This is a genomic window from Nitratireductor sp. ATLC21 (genome assembly GCF_057196525.1).
This window is the reverse complement of record NZ_JBXUOU010000001.1, coordinates 974,166-995,212: the sequence shown is the minus strand read 5'-3', so window position 1 is coordinate 995,212 and position 21,047 is coordinate 974,166. Positions and strand designations below refer to the sequence as shown.

General features: G+C 61.1%; 20 protein-coding genes. 7 read left to right on the top strand and 13 right to left on the bottom strand.

Going from position 1 to position 21,047, the window contains the following annotated elements:
- The first annotated feature begins 83 nt into the window (after positions 1–83).
- Positions 84–1,028, top strand: coding sequence for a DMT family transporter (locus tag AC2CHD_RS04855; protein ID WP_484552773.1), 945 nt, complete (start codon positions 84–86; stop codon positions 1,026–1,028).
- A gap of 2 nt (positions 1,029–1,030) precedes the next feature.
- Here AC2CHD_RS04855 and AC2CHD_RS04850 read toward each other — a convergent pair whose 3' ends face one another.
- From AC2CHD_RS04850 to paaI, 4 genes are read right to left on the bottom strand one after another with little or no spacing between them, the layout of a single operon-like run.
- Positions 1,031–1,921 (bottom strand): PaaX family transcriptional regulator, encoded by an 891-nt coding sequence (locus AC2CHD_RS04850; RefSeq protein WP_484552772.1) that lies wholly within the window; start codon positions 1,919–1,921, stop codon positions 1,031–1,033.
- Positions 1,922–1,961: 40 nt separating this feature from the next.
- Complete coding sequence (locus AC2CHD_RS04845) at positions 1,962–2,558, bottom strand: TetR/AcrR family transcriptional regulator (protein WP_229448822.1); 597 nt, start codon at positions 2,556–2,558, stop codon at positions 1,962–1,964.
- Between the two features lie 43 nt (positions 2,559–2,601).
- Positions 2,602–3,912: a phenylacetate--CoA ligase PaaK gene (paaK, locus tag AC2CHD_RS04840; protein WP_484552771.1), complete on the bottom strand. Its 1,311-nt coding sequence runs from the start codon at positions 3,910–3,912 to the stop codon at positions 2,602–2,604.
- Between the two features lie 18 nt (positions 3,913–3,930).
- Positions 3,931–4,368, bottom strand: a complete 438-nt coding sequence (gene paaI / locus AC2CHD_RS04835) for a hydroxyphenylacetyl-CoA thioesterase PaaI (protein WP_223022407.1) — start codon at positions 4,366–4,368, stop codon at positions 3,931–3,933.
- A gap of 115 nt (positions 4,369–4,483) precedes the next feature.
- Between paaI and AC2CHD_RS04830 the strand changes: the two genes are divergently transcribed.
- Entirely contained in the window at positions 4,484–5,722 is a 1,239-nt protein-coding gene (locus AC2CHD_RS04830) for a cytochrome P450 (RefSeq protein WP_484552770.1), read from the top strand.
- Between the two features lie 18 nt (positions 5,723–5,740).
- A complete protein-coding gene (gene paaZ, locus AC2CHD_RS04825) occupies positions 5,741–7,774 on the top strand; it encodes a phenylacetic acid degradation bifunctional protein PaaZ (RefSeq protein WP_484552769.1) in 2,034 nt (677 codons plus the stop codon).
- 51 nt (positions 7,775–7,825) lie between these two features.
- On the opposite strand, the gene pobA is transcribed toward paaZ, so the two are convergent.
- Positions 7,826–8,998: a 4-hydroxybenzoate 3-monooxygenase gene (gene pobA / locus AC2CHD_RS04820; RefSeq protein WP_484552768.1), complete on the bottom strand. Its 1,173-nt coding sequence runs from the start codon at positions 8,996–8,998 to the stop codon at positions 7,826–7,828.
- A gap of 268 nt (positions 8,999–9,266) precedes the next feature.
- Between pobA and AC2CHD_RS04815 the strand changes: the two genes are divergently transcribed.
- Positions 9,267–10,013, top strand: coding sequence for a helix-turn-helix domain-containing protein (locus tag AC2CHD_RS04815; RefSeq protein WP_484552767.1), 747 nt, complete (start codon positions 9,267–9,269; stop codon positions 10,011–10,013).
- A gap of 9 nt (positions 10,014–10,022) precedes the next feature.
- Here AC2CHD_RS04815 and AC2CHD_RS04810 read toward each other — a convergent pair whose 3' ends face one another.
- The 8 genes from AC2CHD_RS04810 to aptA all read right to left on the bottom strand — a co-directional run bounded on the left by AC2CHD_RS04810 (position 10,023) and on the right by aptA (position 18,223).
- Positions 10,023–11,006, bottom strand: coding sequence for an ABC transporter substrate-binding protein (locus AC2CHD_RS04810; protein ID WP_484552766.1), 984 nt, complete (start codon positions 11,004–11,006; stop codon positions 10,023–10,025).
- Positions 11,007–11,051: 45 nt separating this feature from the next.
- The gene (locus AC2CHD_RS04805) at positions 11,052–11,912 is read right to left on the bottom strand and encodes an ABC transporter permease (protein ID WP_229448829.1); all 861 of its coding nucleotides are present in this window, start codon (positions 11,910–11,912) and stop codon (positions 11,052–11,054) included.
- Entirely contained in the window at positions 11,909–12,835 is a 927-nt protein-coding gene (locus AC2CHD_RS04800; RefSeq protein WP_484552765.1) for an ABC transporter permease, read from the bottom strand. Before AC2CHD_RS04800 ends, AC2CHD_RS04805 begins: the two co-directional genes overlap by 4 nt.
- Before the next feature lie 159 nt (positions 12,836–12,994).
- Positions 12,995–13,819, bottom strand: a complete 825-nt coding sequence (locus tag AC2CHD_RS04795) for an ABC transporter ATP-binding protein (RefSeq protein WP_484552764.1) — start codon at positions 13,817–13,819, stop codon at positions 12,995–12,997.
- 13 nt (positions 13,820–13,832) lie between these two features.
- Positions 13,833–15,284 (bottom strand): dihydropyrimidinase, encoded by a 1,452-nt coding sequence (gene hydA, locus AC2CHD_RS04790; protein WP_484552763.1) that lies wholly within the window; start codon positions 15,282–15,284, stop codon positions 13,833–13,835.
- A 51-nt stretch (positions 15,285–15,335) separates the two neighbouring features.
- Positions 15,336–16,586 (bottom strand): Zn-dependent hydrolase, encoded by a 1,251-nt coding sequence (locus tag AC2CHD_RS04785; protein ID WP_484552762.1) that lies wholly within the window; start codon positions 16,584–16,586, stop codon positions 15,336–15,338.
- Between the two features lie 13 nt (positions 16,587–16,599).
- Complete coding sequence (locus AC2CHD_RS04780; RefSeq protein WP_025029618.1) at positions 16,600–16,893, bottom strand: cupin domain-containing protein; 294 nt, start codon at positions 16,891–16,893, stop codon at positions 16,600–16,602.
- A 1-nt stretch (position 16,894) separates the two neighbouring features.
- The gene (gene aptA / locus AC2CHD_RS04775; RefSeq protein WP_484552761.1) at positions 16,895–18,223 is read right to left on the bottom strand and encodes an omega-aminotransferase AptA; all 1,329 of its coding nucleotides are present in this window, start codon (positions 18,221–18,223) and stop codon (positions 16,895–16,897) included.
- Positions 18,224–18,468: 245 nt separating this feature from the next.
- Between aptA and AC2CHD_RS04770 the strand changes: the two genes are divergently transcribed.
- From AC2CHD_RS04770 to AC2CHD_RS04760, 3 genes are all read left to right on the top strand, one after another.
- Complete coding sequence (locus AC2CHD_RS04770; RefSeq protein ID WP_484552760.1) at positions 18,469–19,086, top strand: TetR family transcriptional regulator C-terminal domain-containing protein; 618 nt, start codon at positions 18,469–18,471, stop codon at positions 19,084–19,086.
- Positions 19,087–19,329: 243 nt separating this feature from the next.
- Positions 19,330–20,064 carry a hypothetical protein gene (locus AC2CHD_RS04765; RefSeq protein WP_484552759.1) on the top strand — a complete coding sequence of 245 codons (735 nt, stop codon included), beginning with the start codon at positions 19,330–19,332 and terminating at the stop codon, positions 20,062–20,064.
- The gene (locus tag AC2CHD_RS04760; RefSeq protein WP_484552758.1) at positions 20,061–20,432 is read left to right on the top strand and encodes a DUF2019 domain-containing protein; all 372 of its coding nucleotides are present in this window, start codon (positions 20,061–20,063) and stop codon (positions 20,430–20,432) included. The genes AC2CHD_RS04765 and AC2CHD_RS04760 overlap by 4 nt, the downstream gene beginning before the upstream one ends.
- Positions 20,433–21,047: the final 615 nt, after the last annotated feature.

Genomic DNA, 21,047 nt, shown 5'->3' with positions numbered 1-21,047 from the left:
TGCAAGTTTACGGAAGAACCCGGAAACCGGTTTCGGTTTCCGGGCCTTTTCTTTAAACATCGGGGGGAGAAAGGGAGGCGGGTTTGACCGACACCGTGGACACCAAGGCGGCGCGCCGCGCTACACATCGCTCAAGCGCGACTGGTATTCAGAAGAAGCTTGGGCATCTTGCCATGCTCGGCTTCGCAACATTGGTGGCCGGCTCGTTTTCGCTAGGGTCCTTGGCTGCGCCGCATATTGGCCCGGTCGCCCTCAATGCGGCGCGTTTCCTGATCGGGATTGTCTTCATGGGCGTGATGGTGCAGCTTGTTCTGCGCCAGCCGCTGCCTCTCCCCAAAGCCCCATGGCGCTTTCTGGTGCTGGGCGGGCTGATGGCATTCTATTTCGTCACCATGTTCATGGCGCTTGGCATGACAAGCCCGGTGTCGACCGGGGCGGTGTTCACGTTGATGCCACTGCTCAGCGCCTTTTTCGGGTTTCTCATTCTCCGACAGGTGCCGCGCGGGCTTGTCATACCAAGTCTCGTCCTGGCGGGTCTGGGCTCGGTCTGGGTCATTTTCGACGGGAATCTGGAGGCCATGCGTCGCTTCGATCTGGGCAAGGGAGAGTTGATCTTCTTCGCCGGTGTGGTTGCGCACGCCGCCTATGCCTCATTGGTGCGGCTTTACAACCGCGGTGAACCCATCATCGCATTTACGTTCTGGACGCTTCTGGCAACCGGTTTTCTGATAGCGATTTATGGCGTGCCGGAGATTGCTGCGACTGAATGGAGTGCATTGCCGTCGATTACCTGGATCGCGATCTTTTATCTCGCGATTTTCACGACGGCGGGCACCTTTTTCCTGCTCCAGTTTGCCGCTCTGCGTCTGCCGGCCTCAAAAGTTCTGGCTTATAACTATCTGACGCCGACGCTGATCATTGTGTTCGAGGGGCTGCTCGGTCATGGCTGGGCCAGCCTTTCGGTGATCGCAGGCGCGGTTCTCACCATCTTCGGATTGATCATTCTGGCATTGTCGCCCGAAAGGTGAACCTATCCGACAAACCGGCGCTGGAAGGCGTCGGCGTTCCTGAGCGGCGGCAGGCCTGTCTGATCAAGCCAGCGTTCGCTGGGCTCGACAAGCCGGCGATAGATCTCGTGAACCAGGCTCCTTGCCTTTTCTCCCGGCCAGTCCTTTGGCAGGAGAGCCATTGGCAGGCCGGGATCGCGCAGAACGATCCGTCGCCAGTCATGGATAAGCAGGGTTCGCGCTGCCATCGCGTCCACTGGGGTTGGAAGCGGCGTTTTAGAAAGGCTGTCAGCCAGGGGTGTATACTCGGCAACCAGTTGGCGATAGGCGCCAGCGATCTCTTCTGAAGGCCAGAGGTTTCGCAGCATTTCGGGGTGCTCGGCGCTCGAGCCGTGGATCACCAGCATCTCGCTCAAAGGAGCATCGCCGGGTGCCGTGCTGTCGGGTGGCTCTACGGTGCGTGGAAGAAGATAGATTCCATCGGCGATCTTGAGAAATCCGCCGTCCTTTAGAGTGGCATCATGCATGCCATTGCTGCCGGGTGCGGCGATAGCAACGGTCCACGAACCATCCCAGGCTGGTGGCCCGCCCGCATAGATACGACGGGTCGCAAGGTCAAAGGCGTGCCGGCCGTGCTTGTCGAGGGAGAAAAACGAGTTGCGACCGCGTCGCTCGCGCACCACCCAACCGTCGCTGGCAAGCCGGGACATGGCCGTGCGCAATGCTCCCGCTTCGATGCCAAGCCGCGCCATGACCTCTTGGAGCCCCGCTAGCGGCGCTTCGCCGCCGCGCGGCACAATGGCGTCGCCGAAGAGGGTGATCACCAGAGACCAGACGCGAACACGCCCGCGCTGATGCAGACGTTCGATCAGGTCGGCAAGGGCGGATTCGGAAGGTTCTGCGGGCACATCCATTCTCTTCAAATGCCATGGCAGAACGGGGCGGGCAAGACTGTCAGTCGAGCGTGGAGACGCCGCTCACAAGCAGATGGGTCGCGAGCCTTGCATAGTCCTGCCTCGAAATTCCGCGATCCTCGCGAAACCACATGTAGAACCAGTTGAGCATACCGAAAAGGCTCATCGTGACCGGTTTCAGAAGTGGCCTGTTGTCGAAGGCCGTGGGATTAACCTGACGCACCGCTTCGGCGAAGATCGCCACCAATTGCCGCTCCAAAGCCTTCAACTGTTCCTGTTGTCGCTCGGGGAGAAGCTGAAGGCCGGAAAGTTGAACGCGGTGCTCATTGTCGGCGTCGCGATAGGCTTCGAGCAGGGCCGTGACCAGCCGTTCGAGTCGTGCACGAGGCCCGGCCTCCGGATCATCCGCCTCTTCCACCGCCTCCACCAGTTCCTGAAGATGGGTCTCGATGATGTCGAAGAGCAGCGCTTCCTTGGAGGCGTAGTAGTGGTAGAGCAGCGCCTTGGAGACACCCAGTTCTGTTGCAAGCTGGTTCATTGAGGCGCGGTCGTAGCCATCACGCGCGAAAATGCGCGCAGCGCCATGCAGCATGGCGTCGCGCTTGTCGTCGTAGTCCTTGGCGCGTGTGCGGGCCATCAGTTTCCTTCGAAATCAGGATGCTTGGAAATGTCGGGTAAGATCATTGTTTTACCCGCTTGTCGATGATGCGCACGGCCTTGCCCTGGCTGCGGGCCACACTGCCGGGATCGGTCGCGTGGACGCGCACCGTCACGCCGACCACATCCTTGATGCGTTCGCCGAGCTGGCGGCAGGCGGCGAGGCGAACATCTTCACTCGCTTCGAGCGAGGCCATCTCCACATGGATGGTCATGGCGTCCATGCGGCCTTCCTGCGCCAGCTCGATCTGGAAATGGGGCGCAAGGCCCTTCACGGTCAGAATCTGTTCCTCGATCTGGGTCGGGAAGACGTTCACTCCGCGAAGGATCATCATGTCGTCCGAGCGGCCGGTGATCTTTTCCATGCGACGCATGGATCGCGCTGTGCCGGGAAGAAGCCGTGTCAGATCGCGGGTGCGGTAGCGCACGATGGGGAAGGCTTCCTTGGTGAGCGAGGTGAACACGAGTTCGCCCATTTCGCCATCCGGCAGCACTTCGCCGGTTTCCGGGTCGATGATCTCGGGATAGAAATGATCTTCCCAGATGTGCAGCCCGTCCTTGGTCTCCACGCATTCATTGGCAACGCCCGGTCCCATCACTTCCGACAGGCCGTAAATGTCGACCGCATGCATGTCGAATGCGTCTTCGATCTCGGCCCGCATGGCGTTGGTCCAGGGTTCGGCACCAAAGATTCCCACCTGCAGTGGGCTCTTGCGCGGGTCCAGCCCCTGCGCCCGGTATTCGTCCAGGATCGAGAGCATGTAGGAGGGGGTGACCATGATGGTCTGCGCCCGAAAATCCTCGATCAGCGTGACCTGGCGTGCGGTCATGCCGCCGGATGCGGGCACCACAGTGGCTCCAAGCCGTTCCGCGCCATAATGCGCGCCAAGCCCGCCGGTGAAGAGCCCATAGCCATAAGCCACATGCACGACATCACCGGGGCGTGTGCCAGACGCGCGGATCGAGCGCGCCATGACCTCCGCCCAGGTGTCGATGTCCTTTTCGGTGTATCCCACCACGGTCGGCTTGCCGGTGGTTCCGGAAGAAGCGTGAATACGCACCACTTTCTCACGCGGCACGGCAAACATGCCGAAGGGATAGTTGTCGCGCAGATCCGTTTTTACGGTGAAGGGGAATTTCGAGAGATCGGAGAGCTCTTTCAGGTCGTCGGGGTGAACGCCGGCAGCATCGAAACTCTTCCTGTAATGCGGCACATTCTCATAGGCGTGGTTCAACGACCATTTGAGACGTACCAGCTGCAACGCCTGGATTTCATCGCGCGAGGCGATTTCAATGGGATCCAGCTCTTCTTTTCTTGGGGTCAGGTCTTTCATGTGTCTCTCCCGAAGCTCTCAGGCCTCCTCCTCGAAATGTTTGCCGCTGATCACGCGAGAATTGCCACGGAATTCCGCGATCAGCTTGCCGTCCTGGTTTTCGACCCGCACGTCATAAATCCCGGAGCGGCCGAACCGCGCAACCTCCCTCGCGACTGCTTTCAGCCGGTCGCCGAGCGCGGCGGGCGCGATGAAGGTGATGGAATTGTGCTGTGCGACAACGATCTGATTGTAGGAGTTGCAGGCAAAGGCGAAGGCCGAATCCGCCAGCGTGAAGATGTAGCCACCATGGCAAATGTCGTGCCCGTTGGTGTGGTGTTTCTCCACCGTCATGGAGAGGGTCGCGCTGCCCGGGGCCACCGCATCGAGGCTGCATCCCAGCCATTTGGACGCATCGTCGCGCGCCCACATCGCCTGCGCGCTGCGCTCTGCGATCTCCTGTGGAGACAGTTGCATTTGTGACATTTAGGCTCCTCCCGAGGCCATCAACGCAATCAGACTTGCATAAACCGACCGGTCGGTCAATAATACTGTTGTGAGGAGGCGGTGGTGCCGCTTCCGGGAGGATAGCATGACGAAAACGGCACAGATCGCTGTGGCGGAAAGCCAGAAACTGGCGCAAGAGTTCGAATTGACGGCACTGCCATCGGGTTTCGTGGATGACCCGTTTCCGGTCTATCACGCGCTTCTGGAGCATGCACCCTTGAAGCGCTTTTCCGATGGCTCCGTTATGCTGTCGCGCTATGCCGATCTCGATCGCGTCTACCGCGACACGAAAACCTTCTCCTCCGACAAGAAGGCGGAGTTCCGGCCGAAATTCGGCGACACACCGCTCTATGAACATCATACGACAAGCCTCGTCTTCAATGATCCGCCGCTCCACACGCGGGTGCGCAAGATCATGATGGGGGCGCTGACGCCGCGCGCGCTGGCAGCCCTTGAGCCGGGCCTGATCACGCTGGTCGACGGCCTGCTCGACCGTATGGAAGAGAAGGGCGAGGTCGATCTGATCGAGGATTTTGCCGCGGCGATTCCGGTCGAGGTGATCGGCAATCTGTTCGATATTCCCCATGAGGAACGCGAGCCGCTGCGCGACTGGTCGCTCGCCATTCTCGGGGCGCTGGAACCGGTTCTCAGCGATGAGCAACTCAGATGGGGCAATACCTCCGTCACCGATTTCAAGGCCTATCTCAAGGATATCGCCGACGACCGGCGACGCAATCCCGGCGATCCGGCGACCGACGTTCTGACCCGTCTCATCAACGGTATCGAGGGGGAGGAGCTCTCCGAGGTGGAGCTTTTGCAGAACTGCATCTTCATCCTCAATGCCGGTCACGAGACCACCACGAACCTGATCGGCAACGCCCTTTATGAGCTGTTGCAATGGCCCGAAGAGAAAGCGCGGCTTGAAGCGGACCCGGACCTGATTGCAACGGCTGTCGATGAGTTCTTACGCTTCCAGAGCCCCAATCAGCTTGGCAACCGCATGGCGGTGGAGCCGGTGGAGTTTTATGGTGAAACCGTGGAGCCTGGCACGCCGATCCATTTGTGCATTGGTGCTGCCAACCGCGATCCTCGCCAGTTCGCCGAGCCGGACCGGCTCGATGTGGGGCGCAAGCCGAACAAGCATCTGGCCTTTGCCGGCGGCCCTCATCTGTGCGCGGGCTTCTCGCTTGCGCGCATGGAAGGACGCATCGGCATTTCGCATTTTCTCAAACGTTTTCCCGATTACCGGCTGACCGGCGAACCCGAACGCACCGGACGTGTGCGCTTTCGCGGCTTCTCCCGGCTGCCGGCGCGGGTGCGCTGATCAGTAAAGGAGTTTTCCATGAGCGTGATGCGGCTTGAAAGCTATGTGGCGGGGGCGTGGGTTGCGCCCTCGGGCGACCTCAAACCCCTGCGGAGTGCGGTCACCGGCGATGTCGTTGCCGAACTCGGCTCGCAAAAGCTGGATTTCGCCCGCATGGCCGATCATGCCCGCCAGGTGGGCGGACCGGCGCTGCGCGCGATGACGTTCCACGACCGCGCCTTCGCCATCAAGGCGCTGGCGCAATATCTGAACGACCGCCGCGATGCGCTCTACGAGCTTTCCTACGAGACCGGCGCGACCAAGCCTGACTCGATGATCGACATCGATGGCGGCATCGGCACGCTGTTCGTCTATTCGTCCAAGGCCCGGCGCGAGCTGCCGGACGATCACGTCTATGTGGATGGCGCGCTGGAGCAGCTTTCCCGCTCCGGAAACTTCGTTGGCCAGCACGTGGCGACCCCGCTTCAGGGCGTGGCCGTCCACATCAACGCCTTCAATTTCCCCGTCTGGGGCATGTTGGAGAAGCTTGCGCCGACACTGATCGCCGGCGTTCCGGCCATCGTCAAGCCGGCCTCCGCCACCGCGTGGCTCGCCGAAGCCTGTTTCCGCATGATCGTGGAATCGGGCCTGTTTCCGGAAGGCGCGGTGCAGTTCATCGCCGGCTCCACCGGAGAGCTGCTTGACCGTCTTAGCGGTCAGGATGTGGTGTCCTTCACGGGCTCTGCCTCCACTGCATCCATGCTGCGCGCCAACCCGAAGATCATCGGCAATTCCGTGCGTTTCGTGGCCGAGCAGGATTCGCTCAACGCTTCGGTGCTTGGCCCGGATGCAGCACCTGGAACGCCTGAATTCGATGCCTTCATCAAGGAAGTGCACCGCGAAATGACGGCCAAGGCCGGCCAGAAATGTACCGCCGTGCGTCGTATTTTCGTGCCGGACGCGCACCGCGATGCGGTCACCGACGCGCTCATCGCCCGGCTTGAGAAGACCGTGGTTGGCAATCCGCGCAGCGAAGGCGTGCGGATGGGCGCGCTCGCAAGCCTCGCCCAGCGCGACGACGTTCTTGAGAAGGCCGGCATTCTGGCCACCGAGGCCCGCCGTGTCTTCGGCGATCCGGATGCGTTTTCAGTCACCGATGCCGATGCCGGCGCGGGCGCTTTCGTGCCGCCCATGCTGTTCTCCTGCGACGATCCCGATGGCGCTCAGAAGCTGCATTCCGTCGAGGCGTTCGGCCCCGTCTCCACCATCATGCCATACCGTGATCTCGGCCATGCGCTGAGGCTTGCCAATCGCGGTGAGGGCTCGCTTGTCGCCTCGGTCTTCACGCATGATCCGGCGGTTGCCCGGCAGGCGGTTCTGGAGGCGGGCGCTTTCCATGGCCGGCTCTATTTCGCCAACCGCGACACCGGCAAGGAGGCAACCGGCCACGGTTCGCCGCTGCCGCACATGGTGCATGGCGGTCCCGGCCGCGCCGGCGGCGGTGAAGAGCTTGGCGGTGTGCGTGGCGTGATGCATTACATGCAACGCACCGCAATCCAGGCAAGCCCCGACCTGATCGCCGGCATCACCAACCGCTATGTGGCGGGCGCTTCGACCGAAGAGAAAGAGCCGCATCCCTTCCGCCTGACCTTTGGCGAACTGGAGCCGGGCCGCACGATCTGGGTGGGGCCACGCGAGGTGACGCTGGCGGACATCGAGCATTTCGCCGAGTTCACCGGCGATACATTCTACGCGCATATGGACGAGGAGGCTGCCGCGGCCAATCCGTTCTTCCCCGGCCGGGTTGCACACGGCTATCTGATCCTTTCCTTCGCGGCGGGCATGTTTGTCGATCCGGCACCGGGCCCGGTGCTCGCCAATTATGGTCTCGACAATCTGCGCTTTATGAAACCGGTTTCTCCTGGTGATGCGCTCAAGGTGCGCCTTACGGTGAAGCAGAAGACGCGCCGCAAGAACGAATATGGCGAAGTGCGCTGGGATGTCGGCGTTTACAATCAGGAAGGCGAACAGGTTGCCGCCTATGAACTCCTGACGATGAACGCCATGGAGTGACGGTTCAAAACCGCTTCAAGTTCCTCCGGCCTGATCTTTTTCGGTTTCGGGCTAGAAGGGCAGGCCCACATAATTTTCGGCCAGCATGGTAAGCGCGGCACGCGACTGGAACAGATAATCGAGTTCCGCATGCTGGATCCGCTGGCCGAACGTGCCCTGGTCGGGAAACCGATGCAGGGTGCTCGTCATCCACCAGGAAAAACGCTCGGCCTTCCACACACGCGCAAGTGCCTTGTTTGAGTAATCGTCCAACCCGGCGGAGGACCGCTCGATATAGAATTCCCGAAAGGCATCAAAGAGATAGCGCACGTCGCTCGCAGCGAGATTCAAGCCCTTCGCGCCGGTGGGGGGCACGATGTGAGCGGCGTCGCCAGCCAGAAACAGACGGCCAAAGCGCATCGGTTCCGCCACGAAGGACCGCAGAGGCGCAATGGATTTTTCGATCGAGGGCCCGGTGATCATCGCCTCGGCAGTGGCTGTCGGCAGCCGTTTGCGGATCTCCTCCCAGAAGCGGTCGTCGGACCAGTCCTCGACGTGCTCATCCGCCCCCACCTGAACGTAGTATCGGCTGCGGGTCGTTGAACGCATGGAGCACAAGGCGAAACCGCGTGGGTGGTTTGCATAGATCAGCTCGTCGCCCACCGGAGGCACTTCGGCGATGATGCCAAGCCATCCAAACGGATAGATGCGTTCGAAGGTTTCGATGGCGTCTTGCCGGATGGATTTGCGGGAAATTCCGTGGAAACCATCACAACCGGCGATGAAGTCGCAATCGATGCGATGGAGCTTCCCGTCCTTTTCATAGGTCACATAGGGGTGGGCGCCCTCAAAATCGTGCGGCTGAACCTTTCCGGCCTCGTAGACGGTGATGGCGCCTGCGGAGCCTCGACCGTCCATCAGGTCCTGTGTGACCTCTGTCTGGCCATAAACAAGAACGCGTTTGCCGCTGGTCAGGGCATGGAGATCAACCCGGTGACGGCGGTTGTCGAATGCCAGATCGAACCCGTCATGGGGCAGGCCTTCGCGGCGCATGCGCGTGCCCACACCGGCTTCATCGAGCAGTGCGGCGGTGCCTTCCTCAAGCACGCCTGCGCGGATTCGCGAGAGCACATGTGCCTTCGACGCCCGCTCGAGAATGACATTGTCGATGCCGGCATTGGTAAGAAGCTGTCCAAGCAGCAGGCCTGCCGGGCCAGACCCTATTATGACGACTTGTGTTCGCACGCTTCGTCCTTCCTCCCTTGGTGAGGGGAAGACTGAAAGACGCAACGCTGTCGGACAATGGACATTTGTCGCAAACGATTGCACTTTTCGATCATGTTTGAAGAGAAGTGCGATGCGGACCAGAGTTCCAAACTACCGACTTTATCAAGAAGAATCAGGCGAATCCTCTGATTTTTGGCTCCACTGTGAAACGCTCTCTGCTCGCAGTGCGCTGCACAATTGGGAAATTTCGGTGCATCGGCACAACGCGCTTTTTCAGCTGTTCTGGATGACCGCAGGAGAGGGAAAGCTGATCGGTGAGGATATGGCGGGGGGCGTGTTTTCCGCTCCTTGCGCCATTTTTATTCCCCCGGGGGCGGCGCATGGGTTTCACTTTGCTCGAGGTTCCGAAGGCGTCGTTGCGACGGTTCTCGCAGACCGGCTGGCTTTGCCGCGTGCGTCAGACAGGGCGTTTTCGACCTACTTCACTCAGTCGCGCATTGTGCCCATGGGGAATGACACGGCCGGTGAAGGGACGCATCTGGAGCGCCTTTTCTTTCAGTTGCTTGAAGAACATGGCAAAGCTTCCGTTCTGGGCCGTGATCTGTTGCTGGACATGCATGTTACCGAAATTCTGCTGCGGCTGGCGCGCGCTGGTGTGCGAGCATCCTCGTCGGAGCCGCAGGGCAGGTCAGACAGCGACAGCCGGCGGCTCTTGGCACTGGAGACACTGATCGCAACGCATTTTCGCGAGCATCGTCCCGTTGCCTTCTACGCTGAGAAAATCGGTGTATCGGTCGCGCAGCTGAACCGGATCGCACGACGGGAGGCGGGTGCGAGCGTCTCGCGGTTGCTCGCACGCCGTCTGATTGACGCGGCGCGCCGTGATCTGGTCTTCACACCCACACCTGTTCAGGCGATAGCCTACTCGCTGGGCTTTCAGGATCCGGCGTATTTCAATCGCTTTTTCCGGCGTCAGACCGGCACCACGCCGGGCGTCTATCGGGAGACGCAACGGCGCAGGCTGGCGTCGTGATACAAGCAATCACATAGCCTTCTTGGTCACCTCGTGGGTGAAAGCGCCTTCCGGCTGCTTGGTGATCACCGGATCGGATCCGCCCTGCAGCAATGTCTCCACCGTCTGCTGATAGGCGGCCTCATCCAGTGTGGCGTCTTCACCCAAAAGCTTGGCAATTTCGCCCATCATCCGCGTTTGGTGCTTTTCGGTCTGCGCACCGGTTTCGTCATTATCGAGCACGATCATAGCCGCTTCTTCCGGGTTGTCCTTTGCCCACATCCAGCCCTTCATCGAAGCCCTTACAAAACGCGCCATCCTGTCCACGAACTCGGGATCCTGAAGCCTCTCTTCCAGCACGTAGAGACCATCTTCCAGCGTCGCCACGCCTTCGTCGGTGTAGTTGAAGACCACGATATCGTCTTCGGTCAGACCGGCATCAATCACCTGCCAATATTCATTGTAGGTCATGGCGGTGATGCAGTCGGCCTGTTTCTGCAAAAGCGGGTCAACATTGAAACCGATCTTCTGGATCGTCACTCCGTCTTCCGAACCGTCTCGCGGCAGGCCAAGTTTCGACAGCCAGTTGTAGAGCGGATACTCATTGCCGAAGAACCAGGTGCCCAGCGTCTTGCCCTTGAAGTCTTCCGGTTTCTCGATGCCGGTTTCCTTGCGGCAGACCATGGTAAGGCCGGACCTGGCGAAGGGCTGGGCGATGTTGACCACCGGGGCACCCTTTTCCCGTGCGGCAAGCGCGGAGGGGAGCCAGTCCACCATAACATCGGCGCCGCCACCCACGAGGACCTGAACCGGGGCAGCATCGGGGCCTCCCGGCTTGATCTCAACGTTCAGATCTTCTTCTTCGTAGAAGCCCTTGTCCTTGGCCACGTAATATCCGGCAAACTGTGCCTGCGTCACCCATTTGAGCTGCAAGGTCACATCGTCTGCGGCGATTGCCTGTGAGGCGGTGAGCATCAGTACGCCGGACAATAGTCCTTTCACTGCGTGTTTCATCTTCGCTTCCCTCTTTGATTGGGCCGCCGTTCTCCACGCGGCCGGTTATCCACTCCTCATGGATGGATGCCAGAAGGTGACAGCGCGCTCCAGAAGCGCCACCGCACCATAGAAAAGTGAGCCTGCCAGAGCCGCCATCGCGATCTCTGCCCACACCATATCGATGTTCATGCGCCCCACCTCGGTGGAAATGCGGAACCCCATGCCCACGATAGGCGTGCCGAAAAATTCGGCGACGATGGCCCCGATCAGCGCCAGCGTGGAGTTGATTTTCAGTGCATTGAAGATGAAGGGGGCTGCCGCCGGCAGGCGCAGCTTGAAAAGCGTCTGCCAGTAGGACGACGCATAGGTGCGCATCAGATCGCGGTCGATGGCGGAGGAGGCTGAAAGCCCCTCGACCGTGTTCACCAGCATGGGAAAGAAGGTCATGATGATGACGACAGCGGCCTTGGAGGGCCAGTCGAAGCCGAACCACATGACCATGATCGGCGCGACGCCGATGATCGGCAGGGCGGAGACGAAGTTTCCAAGCGGCATCAGGCCGCGCTGCAGGAAGGGCGAGCGGTCGATGGCGATGGCGGTCAGGAAGCCGGCGCCGCAGCCGATGGCGTAGCCGATCAGAACCGCCTTCAGGAAGGTTTGCTGGAAATCGGCCCAGAGTGTCGGCAGGGAGGATGTGATGCGGGTCCAGATGGCGCTGGGTGGCGTGAGGAGCACGGGAGAAATGTCGAAACCGCGCACGACGCCCTCCCACACCACTAGAAGCGTGATACCGAAGATCGCCGGGATGAGCAGGCCAAGCGCACGTCTGGCGGATGCCGAGTGCGGGTTCAGCCTGGCGAGCCACTCGTTCAGCGCCCATGCGGCGGCCCAGAAAAGAAGCGCTCCGGTCAAGGCCCAGTTCATGGCTTTGCTCCCATCCGGGCCATCACCACGCGCTGGCCGATGCCTACAAGCCCCACCAGGAGGGCCGCGAGTGCGGCAGCCATGAAGAGGGCCGACCATATCTGCACCGTCTGGCCGTAATAGGAGCCGGCCAGAAGCCGCGCGCCGAGGCCCGAAACCGCCCCTGTCGGCAGTTCGCCGACAATCGCGCCGACAAGGCTGATCGCCACCGCCACCTTCATGGAGGTGAAGAGATAGGGAAGGGCGGCCGGCCAGCGCAGTTTCCAGAAGGTCTGAGTGCCGCTGGCATTGTAGGTGCGCATCAGGTCGAGCTGGAATGCTTCCGGGCTGCGGAAGCCTTTCACCATGCCCACCACAACGGGAAAGAAGGAGAGATAGGTGGAAATCAGCGCCTTGGGCAGAAGGCCCGAGAGGCCGATGGCGTTCAGCACCACGATGATCATTGGTGCGACCGCCAGGATCGGGATCGTCTGGCTTGCGATCACCCACGGCATGACGGATTTGTCCATCGCCCTGTTGTGCACGATGCCGACGGCAAGCAGCACGCCGAGCGCGGTGCCGATCACGAAACCTAGCAGGGTGGAGGAGAGGGTGATCCAGGCGTGATAGAGCAGGTTTCGCTTGGATGTGAGCTGGGTTCCGACCGTGGTTTTCCAGATTTCCGCCAACACCTGATGCGGCGAGGGCAGAACGGGACGCTCCTGCGCCATCGTATCACGCACGAGATCGGTGGCTGTCCATCCCGTCCCCGCCCGCTCATAGGCGTCGATCTGCCATGGGGCGTTGAGATAGACGGTGAAGGCGTACCAGATCAGGATTATGACGCCGAGCACGATGAGGATCGGCAGCGTTTTGCCTTCCACCGCGCGGCGGAAGACGGGCGTTGTGGTGCGGGTCGGGGCTGTGTCCGTCGCCGCCGTCATAGTTTCACCTGCTGGGCGGGGTGCTGCCCCTCATCCGCCTGCCGGCACCTTCTCCCCGCACGTGGGGAGAAGGACGACGCGGCGACGTCTATGCCTCCTTCTCCCCGCCTGCGGGGAGAAGGTGAGGATGAGGGGCGGGCGCAAACGGCAATCATTGGCTCAGTCATCGCCATGCCCCGCACGCAGACCCTCGCGCACCCGGTGTGCGACTTCCAGAAATTCCGGCGATTCCCGAATGTCGAGCGGTCGTTCCTTTGGCAACGGGGAATCGATCACGTCCGTCACGCGGCCGGGCCGTGGCGACATGACGATGATGCGCGTCGAAAGATAAACCGCCTCCGGTATCGAGTGGGTCACGAAGCCGATGGTCTTGCCGGTGCGGGCCCACAGGTCTAGCAACTGTTCGTTCAGGTGGTCGCGCACGATTTCGTCGAGCGCGCCGAACGGCTCGTCCATCAGAAGGAGATCGGCGTCGAAGGCGAGCGCACGGGCAATGGATGCGCGTTGCTGCATGCCGCCGGAAAGCTGCCAGGGAAACTTCTTCTCAAAACCCGCCAGGTTCACCAGATCGAGCGTGCGGTGCACGCGCTCTTTCTGCTCTGCCTTCGAATAGCCCATGATCTCCAGCGGCAGGGCGACATTCTGCTCGATGGTGCGCCAGGGAAAGAGCCCCGCCGCCTGAAACACATAGCCATAGGCCCGCTTGCGGCGCGCCTCTTCCGGCGTCATTCCGTTGACAAGGATTTCGCCGGCGGTCGGCTGCTCCAGATCGGCAATCACACGCAGAAACGTGGTCTTGCCGCAGCCCGATGGGCCGATGAAGGAGACGAACTCACCCTTGTTGATGGTCAGGTCCACATCGGCGAGCGCACGCACCGGCCCGTCATTGGTTTCGAAGGTGAGGCCGAGCCCCTTCGCTTCCACGACGGGCTGGCTGGTTTGAGGGGAGGACGCTTCCTGGCGGATTGCTGGGTTGGCGTTCAATGGATGTGCCTCCTTATACGCCGCTCGCCGGAATGCCCGTCCGCTCCACCTTGCGCGGCGCGGTCACTTCCTTCCATTGCGAAAGCGCCCGGTTCACCGCCATGTGCGGCTCGCGCGCCACGAATTTCCCGTGGCCGGGCTTGGGCTTCACCACGCCATCCTCGACCACGATCTCGCCGCGCGACAGAACGGTCTTTGGAAGGCCCTTCACCTCAATACCCTCGAACACATTGTAATCGATGGCCGATTGCTGGCTTTGGGCGGAGATCGTCTTCGTGGCTTCCGGGTCCCAGATCACGATGTCCGCATCGGCGCCCTCAACGATCGCACCCTTTTGCGGATACATGTTCAGGATTTTCGCAATATTGGTGGAGGTGACGGCGACGAATTCATTCATGGTCAGCCGCCCTGTATTGACCCCGTAGGTCCACAGAACGGGCATGCGGTCCTCAAGCCCGCCGGTTCCATTGGGGATTTTTGTGAAATCGCCCACGCCATAGCGTTTCTGGTCCGTCGTGAAGGCGCAATGGTCGGTCGCCACCACCTGCAACGATCCCGCCTGCAAGCCCGCCCACAGCGAATCCTGATGCTGTTTGTTGCGGAAGGGCGGGCTCATCACGCGGCGCGCGGCATGGTCCCAGTCGGCATTGGCATATTCGCTTTCGTCCAGCACCAGGTGCTGGATCAGCGGTTCGCCGTAAACGCGCATGCCCTTCTGCCGCGCGCGGCGGATCGCCTCGTGGCTCTGCTCGCACGATGTGTGCACCACATAAAGCGGCGTGCCTGCCATGTCGGCGATCATGATGGCTCGGTTGGTGGCCTCGCCCTCCACCTCGGGCGGGCGCGAATAGGCGTGCGCCTCCGGCCCATTGTTGCCTTCCTCCAGAAGCTTTGCCTGAAGCTGTGCGACCACATCGCCGTTTTCGGCATGGACGAGGGGCAGGGCGCCCAGTTCCGCACAGCGCTGGAACGACGAATACATCTCGTCATCGTCCACCATCAGCGCGCCCTTGTAGGCCATGAAATGCTTGAAGGAGGTGATGCCCTTTTCCACCACCTCTGGCATCTCGTTGAACACCTGCTCGCCCCACCAGGTGATCGCCATGTGAAAGGAATAGTCGCAGGTCGCCCGGGTCGACTTGTTGTCCCACATCTGGATGGCTTCCAGCAGGGATTGACCGGGCGAGGGCAGGCAGAAATCCACCACCATCGTCGTGCCGCCCGAGACGGCAGCGCGGGTGCCGCTTTCGAAATCGTCGCTCGAATAGGTGCCCATGAAGGGCATTTCCAGATGGGTGTGCGGGTCGATCCCGCCCGGCATCACATAGCAGCCGGTGGCGTCGATCTCATGATCGCCATGAAGATCGTGGCCGATCGCCACGATCTTGTCGTGCTGTACGAGAATGTCGGCCTTCCACGTCCGGTCGGCCGTGACGATGGTTCCGTTTCTGATGACCTTGGACATGAGTTTCCCCTCTTATTGTGTTGTCCTCGGCGGATTTGGGGGATCGTCAGATCATTCGACGATCTCCGCCGTTTCCACCACGGCATGGAAAAGAACGTCCGCACCCGCTTGCGCCCACTCCTTCGTGATCTCTTCCGCCTCATTGTGCGAAAGCCCGTCGACGCAGGGGCACATCACCATGGCGGTCGGCGCCACCTGATTGATCCAGCAGGCGTCGTGTCCGGCGCCCGAAACGATGTCGCGATGCGAATAGCCAAGCCGTTCGGCGGCGTCGCGGATCGCCTTCACGCAGCCTTCGTCGAAGGTGACCGGGGCGAAATGGCCGACCGGCTCGATCTCGAATTTGATGTCGAGCGCGTCGCAGATCGTCTCGATGCCCGCCTCGATCTTCGCGCGCATTTTGTTCAGCGTCTTCTCGTCAGGCGAGCGGATGTCGACGGTAAACACCGTCTTGCCCGGAATGACGTTGCGGGAATTGGGGTAGACCTCCACATGGCCGATGGCGCCCACGGCGTTTGGCTGGTGGTCCATCGCCACTTCATGCACCAGCTCCGTCACCCGCGCCATGCCGAGCCCGGCATTGCGGCGCTTGGGCATCGGTGTCGAGCCGGTGTGGCTCTCCTTGCCGGTCAGCGTTACCTGCAGCCACCACAGGCCCTGCCCATGGGTGACGACGCCGATGTCGACGAGCTCGTCCTCAAGGATCGGTCCCTGCTCGATGTGCAATTCGAAGAAGGCCTTCATCTTGCGTTGGCCGACAGGCTCGTCGCCCTTCCAGCCGATGCGCTCCAGCTCGTCGCCGAAGCGCTTGCCTTCCGCGTCCGTGCGGTCATAGGCCCAGTCGCGCTCATGGACGCCCGCAAACACGCCCGACGCCAGCATGGCCGGCGCAAAGCGCGTGCCTTCCTCATTGGTCCAGTTGGTCACGACGATGGGGTGCCTGGTCTTGATACCGAGATCGTTCATCGAGCGGATGATCTCGAGCCCACCCAGAACGCCGAGCACGCCGTCATATTTTCCGCCCGTCGGCTGGGTGTCGAGGTGGGAGCCCACATAGACGGGCAGGGCGTCCGGATCGGTGCCTGCCCGTGTCGCGAACATGGTGCCCATTTCGTCCACGCCCATTTCGAGCCCGGCTTCCTCGCACCATTTCTGAAAGAGTTTGCGGCCTTCGCTGTCCTCGTCGGTCAGTGTCTGGCGGTTGTTGCCGCCGGCCACACCAGGCCCGATCTTCGCCATCTCCATGAGTGAATCCCAGAGGCGGTCGGCGTTGATCTTCAGGTTCTCGCCCGGTGCGGCCATGTTGTGTTGTCCCTTACTTCAATTCCACTTCGACGAACGACATCGGTTTGTCGCCGCCATTGATGACATTGTGCTCCACGCCCTCGTCGCGGCGGTATGAAACGCCCGCTTCAAGGTTGTTGTGCACGGTTTCGCCACCCGGCATTTCCAGATGGAAGGCGCAGGGCGTGAGCGTGGTGATCACATAGTCCATGCCATGGCGGTGCCAGCCGGTTTCCGCGCCCGGCGCGAAATCCCAGCGGGTCACGCGCACGCGCTCGTCGTCGATCAGTACCTCATGGGTGGCCTTTTCGCGTTCCGTCGCCATGTCAGTCGATCATCCTCAAAACGTCGCGCAGATTGTCGATCAGCTCGTCGATCTGGCCTTTCGAGATAATCAGCGGCGGCGAAAGGGCGATGATGTCGCCGGTGGTGCGGATCAGGAAACCGCGCTCATAGGCTTTCAGGAAGGCGGAGAAGGCGCGCTTCGTCGGTTCGCCGGGAATGCCCTCAAGCTCCACCGCGCCGACGAGACCGATGTTGCGGATGTCGATCACATGCGGTTCGCCCTTGAGCGAGTGCAGCGCATCGGCCCAGTGGTCGGCAAGCTCCGAGGCGCGCGTGAGCAGCCCTTCTTCCTGGTAGGTGTCGAGCGTGGCCAGACCCGCCGCACAGGCAATCGGATTGCCCGAATAGGTGTAGCCGTGGAAAAACTCGATCAGGTGTTCGGGCCCGTTCATGAAAGCGTCGTGGATTTCCTTCTTCACGAAAACCGCACCCATGGGGATGACGCCGTTGGTCACCCCCTTGGCGGTGGTCATGATGTCCGGCACCGCGCCGAAATAATCCGCAGCAAACGGCGCGCCGAGGCGGCCGAAACCGGTGATGACCTCATCGAAGATCAAGAGAATGCCGTGCTTGTCGCAGATCTCGCGCAGACGCTTCAGATAGCCCTTCGGCGGGATCAGCACGCCCGTGGAACCGGCCACCGGCTCGACAATCACCGCCGCCACCGTCGAGGCGTCGTGCAGCGTGACGATGCGCTCCAGCTCGTTGGCCAGGTCGCCGCCATGCTCGGGCTCGCCGCGCGTGAACGCGTTCTGGCCGGGCAGATGCGTGTGCGGCATGTGGTCGACGCCCGTCAGAAGCGTGCCGAACATCTTGCGGTTGGCAACGATGCCGCCCACCGAGATGCCGCCGAAATTGACGCCATGATAGCCACGTTCGCGGCCGATCAGGCGGAAGCGGGAGCCGTCGCCCTTGGCGCGGTGATAGGCAAGCGCGATCTTCAGCGCCGTATCGACGCTCTCCGAGCCGGAATTTGTGAAGAACACATGGTCCATGCCTTCCGGGGCAATCGCTGCCAGCCGGTTGGCGAATTCGAACGCGATGGGATGCCCCATCTGGAAGGCGGGCGCATAGTCGAGCTGTGCTGCCTGCTGCTGAATGGCCTCGGTGATCTTCGGCCGGCAGTGGCCGGCGTTCACACACCATAAGCCTGCCGTGCCATCCATGATCTTGCGGCCATCCTCGGCGGTAAAATGCATGTCCTTGGCGGCGACCAGCATGCGCGGCGTTTCCTTGAACTGCCGGTTCGCGGTGAACGGCATCCAGAACGCAGACAGATCGTTCGGCCGCTTGTTGAGCCTGTCGAGCATGACCAAGCTTCCCCTGATTGTTGTTTCGCTCGGCTTGTCCCGGTCAATGCTTGGTGCTTTGCGCGAAGATATGCTACGCAATTTTTGACCGTTTGGACAAACGTTAACACCGCCATGTTGGCGGTCAAGGGGATAGTAGGGGAAATGTCCTTGCGCTGGCGCATTCCACAGTGGACTAATCGGCTGGACCAGCGTGGCCTTTCGCCATGGGCTGGTGATGTCCGCCATGCGGGCGAGGCCACCTGATGGACAAGCCCGCCGCCCGTCCAAAGCGCACCCGCATCCAGCGCGAAAAGCGCGAACTGATCGGCGAGGCCGCGCTGGAGGTTTTTTCCCAGCACGGGTTTCGCGGCTCGACCATTGACCAGATTGCCGATGCGGCCGGCATGTCGAAGCCCAATCTCCTCTATTATTTCAAGAACAAGGAGGAGATTTTTGCGACTTTGATTCACCGTCTCATGGAGACCTGGCTCGCCCCCCTGCGCGAGATGGATGCGGCGGGTGATCCGCACACCGAAATCCGCTCCTATATTCGCCGCAAGATCGAGATGTCGCGTGATTTCCCGCGCGAGAGCCGGCTGTTTGCCAATGAAATCCTGCAGGGCGCACCGCGTATCCTGCCGCTGTTGGAAGGCGAATTGAAGGAACTGGTGGACGAGAAAGCCGCGATCATCGCCACATGGATGCGCGCGGGACGCCTGAAAAAGAGCGATCCCTACCACTTCATCTTCGCCATCTGGGCGACCACCCAGCACTATGCCGATTTCGACGTGCAGGTGCGTGCGGTGTTGGGCGAAAAGCGCGGTGGCGAGGGCCGTTTCGAGGATGCCGCGCGGTTTCTGGAGGGGTTGTTTCTGGCCTGAGGAACGGCGCTTATCGAGACGGTTCGTCATGAGGATGCGATAAGGGCTGGCCCCGTCCGGGGATAAACCCGCGCTCATACCCGCAATCCTGATCTTTTTTCTTTTCCCAAGCATCTGACCAAGCATCTGAATTGTCTTCGGAACGCGCATCGTTCCCCGCATCGCATCAAGAAAAGGTTAGGAATTTTATCCTCGCCACCCGCAGTGGCCCGATCATAGCCCCGTTGAATGAGGCGGGGTCAGATGGTCAGCGAAGGTGACGAGCGAGAACTTGCCAGGGAATATGCGGCGCTGCGCGCGGCCTATGCCGAAGGCGCGTTTCTGATACGGGCTTGGCATTTGCAGGCCTTGCTGGAGGCGCGGGCGAACTTCAATCCCGCTCAGCCGCGTGTTCCGCGTGGTTACCGCTACGGTGGGCGGTGGACTGGGCCGGGTGGCGACTGGGGCGGACCTGCACGGGACGATGGCCGTGCGAGAATTGTGGCGGTCAGCGGCGACCCGGACGAGCCGAAGATCCCCCACAGGAGACCTGCGCGGGCGCGTGAGCGCAATCGGATCGGCCGTGCTGCGGCCGGGTATCTGCGGACGCTTCCGCTTTGGCAGCAGGTTCGCTTTCTCGCGCGGGTCGGCTGGCTGGCGAACGAAGCCGGGCACACGATCCGATCCTACTCTGATGAGCCGCGCGCGCTGGAGGAACTTAAGGAACGTGCGACTGTACCGAGTCCGGGCTATGATATACACCATATAGTTGAGAAAGCGCCGGCATATCGTGACGGATTTTCGCGGGAGATGATCGAGAGCCCGCAGAACAAGGTCCTGGTACCGCGGTACAAGCATTGGGAGATCACGGCCTGGTATGCAACGAAGGATGAGAGATTTGGAGGTCTTTCACCTCGAGAGTATCTTCGCAGTGAGTCCTGGCAAAAGCGCGTTGAGATAGGGTTGTTTGCACTGCGATATCATGGAGTTTTGAGATGATGGTGAAGAAAGGGAAAGCGGTTCCGGCTGACGCCACAGTGCAAGAATTCATCGATCTCAGCCTGACACAGCATGAGGCCGTGCTTTATCTAGAAACGCGGGCCTACAATCGCGCCTATGAGAAAATCCGCAAACTAGTTGACAAGCTCAGGTTGTCCCCCGGTGATCAGCGTCGTGTTCTAGTCGATCTGTTCGACCATCCAAACCCTCAAGTGCGATTGAACGCAGCCAAATATGCTCATCCTCTTTTCCCGGAGGAGTCTATTCAAGTCGTTCAATCCATCATTGATGCCAAAAAATATCCGCAGGAAGCGCATGCCAGGAGCGCGCTTGATTATCTGATGTTCGGGCCATTGCCCCGAGAATGATGGTTGTCCAGCGTTGTTGACGTAGGACGTCGCTCCTGAACCCACGGCAATCCATCCGCGAGAGCGCGGTGGATATTGAGATTGCATAAGCAAGTTTCAACCCGCACCAACCCCGTGTTCCGCGTGGTTACCGCTACGGTGGGCGGTGGACTGGGCCGGGTGGCGACTGGGGCGGACCTGCACGGGACGATGGCCGTGCGAAAATTGTGGCCGTCAGCGGCGACCCGGACGAGCCGAAGATCCCCACAGGAGGCCTGCGCGGGCGCGTGAGCGCAATCGGATCGGCCGTGCTGCGGCCCGGTATCTGCGGACGCTTCCGCTTTGGCAGCAGGTTCGCTTTCTCGCGCGGGTCGGCTGGCTGGCGAACGAAGCCGGGCACACGATCCGATCCTACTCTGACGAGCCGCGCGCGCTGGAGGAACTTAAGGAACGTGCGACTGTACCGAGTCCGGGCTATGATATACACCATATAGTTGAGAAAACGCCGGCATATCGTGACGGATTTTCGCGGGAGATGATCGAGAGCCCCGACAACAAGGTGCTGGTTCCACGGTACAAGCATTGGGAGATCACGGCCTGGTATGCCAAAAGAAATGGCAAGTTCGGTGGCCTTTC